At 73.6% G+C, this 6566-nt stretch carries 6 protein-coding genes and 1 riboswitch; of the genes, 4 read left to right on the top strand and 2 right to left on the bottom strand.

All coding sequences use genetic code 11. The annotated features are described in order from the left end of the window. Window positions 1-118: 118 nt before the first annotated feature. Window positions 119-907 carry a methyltransferase domain-containing protein gene (locus AB0C12_RS36280; protein WP_360554821.1) on the bottom strand — a complete coding sequence of 263 codons (789 nt, stop codon included), beginning with the start codon at window positions 905-907 and terminating at the stop codon, window positions 119-121. 79 nt (window positions 908-986) lie between these two features. Here AB0C12_RS36280 and AB0C12_RS36285 point away from each other — a divergent pair, with 79 nt between their 5' ends. From AB0C12_RS36285 to AB0C12_RS36295, 3 genes are read left to right on the top strand one after another with little or no spacing between them, the layout of a single operon-like run. Then, window positions 987-1661, top strand: coding sequence for a hypothetical protein (locus tag AB0C12_RS36285; RefSeq protein ID WP_360554822.1), 675 nt, complete (start codon window positions 987-989; stop codon window positions 1659-1661). A 60-nt stretch (window positions 1662-1721) separates the two neighbouring features. After that, window positions 1722-3809, top strand: coding sequence for a glycosyltransferase (locus AB0C12_RS36290; RefSeq protein WP_360554824.1), 2088 nt, complete (start codon window positions 1722-1724; stop codon window positions 3807-3809). Continuing rightward, on the top strand, window positions 3806-5089 hold the full coding sequence (locus AB0C12_RS36295) for a glycosyltransferase (RefSeq protein WP_360554826.1): 1284 nt from the start codon (window positions 3806-3808) through the stop codon (window positions 5087-5089). The genes AB0C12_RS36290 and AB0C12_RS36295 overlap by 4 nt, the downstream gene beginning before the upstream one ends. A gap of 38 nt (window positions 5090-5127) precedes the next feature. Here AB0C12_RS36295 and AB0C12_RS36300 read toward each other — a convergent pair whose 3' ends face one another. Continuing rightward, window positions 5128-5397 carry a YciI family protein gene (locus AB0C12_RS36300; protein WP_360554827.1) on the bottom strand — a complete coding sequence of 90 codons (270 nt, stop codon included), beginning with the start codon at window positions 5395-5397 and terminating at the stop codon, window positions 5128-5130. Window positions 5398-5547: 150 nt separating this feature from the next. Further along, a riboswitch (FMN riboswitch) is annotated at window positions 5548-5676 on the top strand. A gap of 68 nt (window positions 5677-5744) precedes the next feature. On the opposite strand from AB0C12_RS36300, the gene AB0C12_RS36305 reads away from it, so the two are divergent. Beyond that, window positions 5745-6461 carry a nicotinamide mononucleotide transporter family protein gene (locus AB0C12_RS36305; protein WP_360554828.1) on the top strand — a complete coding sequence of 239 codons (717 nt, stop codon included), beginning with the start codon at window positions 5745-5747 and terminating at the stop codon, window positions 6459-6461. The last annotated feature ends 105 nt before the right edge of the window (window positions 6462-6566 follow it).

The raw sequence follows: 6566 nt of genomic DNA on the forward strand, positions 1-6566 counted from the left end.
CCGGCTCATCGAAGCGCTTCGACGATGGCCCGGAGGTCACCGATGGGTAATGACGGGGATGAATACCGACCATAGATGCCGGGCCGGAGCGGGGCAACCACCGGCCGTCACCGTCTCCTCAGTGGATTGTGCCCCGCACGGCCCAGGCCCGGGCGGTCAGCCGGATCGAGCCGTCCGGCTCCATCGGCAGCCGGGAACGCAGCAGCTCCCGCAGAGCCGTGCGCTGCGGCTCGGTCAGCGACGCCAGGTAACCGGGAGCGGAGCCCTGCCCGCCGAGGAACGGTCGCCAGAAATCGGGGAAATCGGCGAACACCGTCGGCACCTCGATCGCCGTGGTCGCGACCGCGCCGAAGCCCGCACCGGACCACAGCTCGGCGAGCGGCCCGGGCGCGCACAGCGTGCGCCGGCGGCCCTCGTCGAACTGCACGGAACCGGGATCGAGCGTGGCGGCGGCGTCCCAGAAGTGCCGCATCATCGCCATGCCGTCGCCGTAGTCCCACACGTACGCGGCGGCCACTCCCCCGCTCGCGGTGACCCGGGCGAACTCGGCGACGGCCCGGGCCGGCTCGGGCACGAAGTTGAGACAGAGTCCGCTGACCACGACGTCGAAGCGGCCGTCCGGCACCGGCAGCGCGCGGGCGTCACCGGCGGCGAACCCGGTCCGCGGACCGCCCGCACGGGAGCGGGCTTCAGCCAGGAAGCCCGGCGAGCGGTCGACGCCGGTGACCCGGCCGGGCGCGGTGGCGAGCGCGGCCGTGGTCAGGGCACCCGGCCCGCAGCCGACGTCCAGCCAGGACCGGCCGGTGGGCACGGCGAGCCAGCTGACGAACTCGCGGGCGACCGGACGGCTCCACCGGCCGACGTACGCCTCGTACGCGTCGCCGACCTCCCACACCTCGCGGCCCATGCGACGACCTTACGACCGGTCCGCACGCAAGTCGCGCACCGGTTGCCGGGCGCCGGAATCCCGATAGGGTTCATCCCCGATGCGGGTCAGCCGGGGTGAGCACCAGGAGCGTAGGCGTGCCCTCAGCGGGCCGGCCCTGCGGGACCTGCTGCCCTGGCTGCCGACGTTGCTGGGCGTCTGCGCGCTGATCGCGCTGCTGGTCATCGCCGCGACCCGCTTCACGTCGTCCCCCGAGGTCCGGGCCGTGCCGCCGGCGCCGCCGTTCCTCCCCCCGCCGGTCCAGAGCCCGGCACCGTCGTCCACCCCGATATCGGCCCCGCCCAGCACCCGGCCCGCCCCGCGGATGCGACCGGCGACGGCCACCACCTCGCCGCGGCCCGTCCGCAGCTCGAGCCGGGCCACCACCGCCCCGGCGCCCGCTCCAGGCCCGGTGAGCGGGCGGTACCGGGTGGTCGACTCGTACGACAACGCGTTCATCGGCGAGGTGCTGGTGGCCAACTCAGCCGGGCGGGACAGCGACTGGCGGGTCGAGCTGCGGTTCCCGCCGGCCGTCGGCGACCTGATCACCTCCTGGGTCGAGTCGGCCCCGCAGGCGACCCTGCGCCGCTCCGGCGACAGCTTCATCTGGTCCTCCGGCGCGCCGGTCGCCGCCCGCGGGCAGGTCGCGCTGCGCTTCCACTTCTCCCGTTCGGGCTCGGGCAACCTGCCCTCGGCCTGCACCGTCAACGGTCAGGGCTGCTCCGGCCTGGGGTGACGCCGATCTCATCACGGCTCTGAGTGCATCCACCACCGGGTCCGGCACCGAAGCCTGGTCATGCCCACCACTCTGTCCTCGGCACTGCAGCAAGTGCGCCAGGCTCCGCGCCTCGTGGAAGTGCTCGGTGACGGCGTCCGCGCCGCCGCCGCGGTGGGCGGGCCCGACACCATCGGCCTGCTCCGGGAGGCCATCGACGGCCGCGACGAGCTCACCGCGGTCGCCGCCGTGCACGCGCTGGGTGCGGTGGACGACGACGCCGCGGGCTCGGCGCTGGCCCAGTTGCTGCGGCACCCACGCGGTTTCCTGCGGGAGCACGCCTCCTGGGCACTGATGACGCAGTCACCGCGCAGCGACGCGATGGACCCGCTCGTGGCGGCCGTGGCGGCGGGCGGCTTCGCCGGGATGCTGGCCCAGCGGACCCTCGCCCGGTGGGACGCCACCGGCGGGCTCCGCGACGTCGCGGTGCTCGCCGCCCTGCTGGTGGCCCTGGCCGGCGAGCGGGACACGCCGGCCCGTACCCGGCTGGTGGAGACGCTCGGGCTGCTCGGCGGTGAGCACGCCGGGCGCGCGGTCGGGGAGATCGCGCTCGATGTCACCGAGCCGCTCCCGGTCCGGATCGCCGCCACGGCTGCACTCGGCGACCGTCCGGGCGACCTCGCCGCGGCCCGCACGGTCGGCGAACTGCTGGCGGCCGGCGGCGAGCTCGGCGCGGTGGCCCGGCTCGCGGCCTTCGACCTGGGACTCGTGTCGGCCGGGGCCGGCGCCGTACCGGAGGACGGCCTGACCGTCGCCCAGCTCTTCCTGCACGCCGACCTGGACCGGCAGCTCAGCCGGGCCGGAGCCGGCGACAACGGCGGCATCGCCACGCTGCTGGTCCGGCTCGGCGACGCCCTCGCGGGCGAGCCCGGCATCGCCCGCGCCCTGACCCTGTCCCGGGGCACCGCGACCGCCGCCTTCGACGCGCTGCGGCCCGGCCCCGGGCACCAGCTCGCGGCCGTACCGCTGCTCAGCCCGGCCGTCGGCGCGGCGGCGGCCTGGCCCGCCTGGATCGCGGCCCGCCGCGGCATCCGCCGGCTGTTGCGCGCCCACCGGGTCGACCTGCTGCACCTGCGGATGGCCGACGTCGGCAGCCTGGCCGCGGCCGAGGCGGCCACCGAACTCGGCATCCCGGTCGTGTTCACGCTGGCCCCGGACCCGCACGGCGCGATCGACGCGCTCGACCGCAGCGGCGCCCTGGACCGGGCCGGCTTCGGCGCGATGGACGAACGCGAGCACTTCTGGTTCCGTTCCCGTCTGGTCCGGCGGCTGACCGCCGACGCGGCCCACGTCGTGCTGTTCCCCCGGCCGCGGGTCCGCGACGACCTGCGCCGCCTGGTCGGCATCGACGTCGGCGCCGACCCGGACCGCTACACGGTCGTGCCCGAGGGCATCGACCTCACCGTCATCGAGGCCGCCGAGGCCGCGGCGGAGCCCGCCGAGCTGGCGGCGCTGGTTGCGGCGCTGCCGCCGCACCGGCAAGGGCTGCCGCTGGTGCTGAGCGTCGGGCGCCTGCACCGGGTCAAGGGCATGGCGACCCTGGTACGCGCCTGGGCCGGCCACCGGAACCTGTGGCAACGCAGCAACCTGGTTCTCGTCGGCGGCGACCTGAGCGACCCGTCCCCGGACGAGCGCGAGCAACTCGACCAGATCGCCGGGATCGTCGCCGGAAGTCCCGCCGCGGACGGCCTGCTGCTGCCCGGCCACCGCCCCAACGACGAGGTCGCCCGCTGGCTGGCGCTGGCCCGTGCGGGCGGATCCCCGGCGATCGGCCCCGGCGGCGTGTACGTGTGCGCCAGCCTCAAGGAGGAGTTCGGCCTGGCCCTGCTCGAGGCGCTCGCCGCGGGCCTGGTGGTGGTCGGACCGGACGCCGGCGGACCGCCCACCTACATCGAGAACGGGCACACCGGTCTCCTCGTCGACACCAGCAACCCGGACGAACTCGCCGCGGCTGTGGCCGCCGGGCTTGATCTTGCGGCCGCTCCGGGCCAGGCTGCGCGGGTGGACCGGGCCCGGGAACGGATCCGGTCCGGCTTCACGGTCAGCGCGATGGCCGCCGCCCTGCGCACGATCTACACCGCTGTGACCAAGGAGGTCGACAAGCCGTGACGCTGCTGGTGATCAGCCCGGACTACGCCTCACACCTGCTACCGCTGGTCACCCTCGCGACCGCCTGGCGGGACGCCGGCGAGCGGGTGGTGGTCGCGACCGGCCCGGCGACCGCGCCGATCGTGCGGGCGGCCGGCTTCGAGTGGACCGACCTGCCGCTCGGCCGCGGCTCCAATCCCGGCGTCATCCGGGCCGAGCAGCAGCCCGCCGGCGAGGACGAGGCCCTGCGCGGCTTCTTCGCCGCGACCCGGCGCGGCCTGGTCGAAACCCTGCTCTTCCAGGCCCGGGCCCGGCGGGCGGACCTGCTCTGGGATCCGGTCGGCCGCGCGTACGCGGTCCGCGAGGCGGTCGCGGCGGTACGCCCGGACCACGTCATCGTGGACCACCTCGCGTTCAGCGCCCGCCTCGCTCTGTCGGCGGACCGGGTGCCGCACGCGGACGTGGTCCTCGGGCATCCGTCGGCGCTACCGGTCGGCGGCGAGGTCTACGGCTACCCGACGGACTGGCCGGCCGCGTTCACCCCGGCGCCCGCCGAGCTGGCCGAACTGCACAAGGCCTGCCGTGACGTACGGGCCGCGTTCACCGCCGAGTGGAACGTGGCGTTGCGCAGCCTGTCCCGGACGGCGCCCCTGGTGTCCGACGCGCTCGCCGAGCACGGCGACCGGCTGCTGTTCAACTATCCGGAGGCGCTGCACGACCCGGCCCGGACCGCGCTGCTGCCCCCGCACGTGTTCCTCGGCTCGGCGGTGCGGACCGAGACGGTGCCCGACGACATCCGGGCCTGGCTGGACGCGGACGACCGGCCGGTGGTCTACGTCAGCTTCGGCAGCTTCCTGTCGGCCCGCGGCGATGTACTGGCCACGGTGCTGACGGCGCTGCGTTCCCTCGACGTACGGGTGGCGGTGGCGACCGGCTCGGCCCGGGACCTGCCCGAGCCGGGCCGGGGCTGGGTGGTCCGCGACTTCCTGCCGCAGACGGCGCTGCTGGCCCGGGCCGCGCTGGCGGTCACCCACGGCGGCAACAACAGCGTCACCGAGGCGCTGACCTTCGGCGTACCGATGGTCGTGCTGCCGTTCTCGACCGACCAGTTCGCCGGGGCCGCGGCCATCGAACGCGGCGGGGCCGGCGTGGCCCTGGACCCGAACGCGGCGTCGGCCGCCGACGTGATCGACGCCGTACGGGAGGTGCTGGCCGGCACCGCGCCGGAGGTCGCCGCGCAGCTCGGTGTGCAACTGCGGACAACTCCCGGCGCGGTCTCGGCCCGCCGGGCGCTCTGCTGATCCGCCCTCGCCGTCGCCGGTTCTGTGCGGCGTCGCCGTCAGGACAGGACTTCGTCCCATTCGCGGATCTCGTAGGAGCGGACCACGCCCTCCAGGACGAACGGGTCGCCGGCCACGAAGGCCTCGGCGGACTCCCGGGTCGGGAAGATGGCCATCGACCCCTGGTTCACCGGGTCGCCGAAGGTGCCGACCATGAGGATGTCGCCGCGGTCGTGGAACTGCCCGATCCGGCTCTGGTGCGCCGGGAAATGCAGCGGCGCCTTCTCCATGACGTCCTCGGCCGGGGTGTAGAACAGCACGTACTTCACGACGCCAACTCCTTGGTCCGGGCTTACGTTCGTCTCGACTAACCGTAAGCTACGACTTACGGATCCGTCGCGCAAGCCCCACTCCGCCCGCGATGCAGGTCACACGTCCACGGCCGTCGATGGGATTACGATGAGCCCAAGTGACACGTTCTGCGCGCTCCGGGGTCGGTGCAATTCCGAACCGGCGGTGACAGTCCGCGACCCGACCGCAGCCGGCGGCCGGTTGACCCGGTGAAACTCCGGGACCGACGGTGAAAGTCCGGATGGGAGGCGGCGCGCGGACGGTACGGCTATCCGCGTGCGCGGTCCTCCCCGGCGTGCACCTCTGTCCTCCGGAGGTGCAGACGGTGCACTGGCTCGATCAACTGCTCACCGCGTTCTACGACGCCAAGTGGCAGGTCACCGACACCCAGGCCATCTACTGGCGAGAGATAGTCGGCAATGCGTTCGGCCTCGGCTCAGCCCTGTTCGGCCTGCGCCGCAACTGGTGGGCCTGGCCGGTCGGCATCGTCGGCAATGTGCTGCTGTTCACGGTGTTCCTGGGCCAGGCGCTCGGCAACGATCAGGGCACGCCACTGTACGGCCAGGCGTCCCGGCAGGTCTTCTTCATCATCACCAGCGTGTACGGCTGGTGGCTCTGGCGGCAGAACAGGCACTCGCGGGGCGGGGCCGCGGTCGTACCGCATTGGGCTTCCGGCCGGCAGCGGGCTCTGTTCATCCCTGTCGCGCTGGTCGCGGTGGTGCTGTGCTTCTACGCCTTCCGGGCCATCGGGGCGGGGTTCCCGGTGCCGTGGTGGTACTACCTGGCCGATTCCTGGATCTTCGTCGGTTCGATCCTGGCCACGTATGCGATGGCCCGGGGGTGGGTCGATTTCTGGCTGTGCTGGATTGCGGTGGATCTTGTCGGGGTGCCGGAGCTGCTGCACTTCGGCTATTACCCGTCGGCGATCCTCTACGCCGTTTATGCCGGGTTCGTGATCTGGGGGTTTGTGGTTTGGTTGCGCATTTCTCGGCTCACGGGGCCTGCTCGGATTGATTCCCCTGCGATGGAGGCTGTTGCCTGAGTCGATTTTCTTGCGGTGGACGGTTGGGGGCCGGGGTGACCAAGATCGGCTTGAGGAGCAGCTATGCCCGTGTTGGTGACCCCCGCCCCCCAACGAGGAAGGTTT

The sequence above is a fragment of the Actinoplanes sp. NPDC048967 genome, from assembly GCF_040649415.1.
Lineage (GTDB): Bacteria > Actinomycetota > Actinomycetes > Mycobacteriales > Micromonosporaceae > Actinoplanes.

Bases quoted from the DNA above. Each gene is read 5' to 3' on its own strand.
- AB0C12_RS36280 (WP_360554821.1), bottom strand. From the start codon at position 907: ATGGGCCGCGAGGTGTGGGAGGTCGGCGACGCGTACGAGGCGTACGTC.
- AB0C12_RS36285 (WP_360554822.1), top strand. From the start codon at position 987: ATGCGGGTCAGCCGGGGTGAGCACCAGGAGCGTAGGCGTGCCCTCAGC.
- AB0C12_RS36290 (WP_360554824.1), top strand. From the start codon at position 1,722: ATGCCCACCACTCTGTCCTCGGCACTGCAGCAAGTGCGCCAGGCTCCG.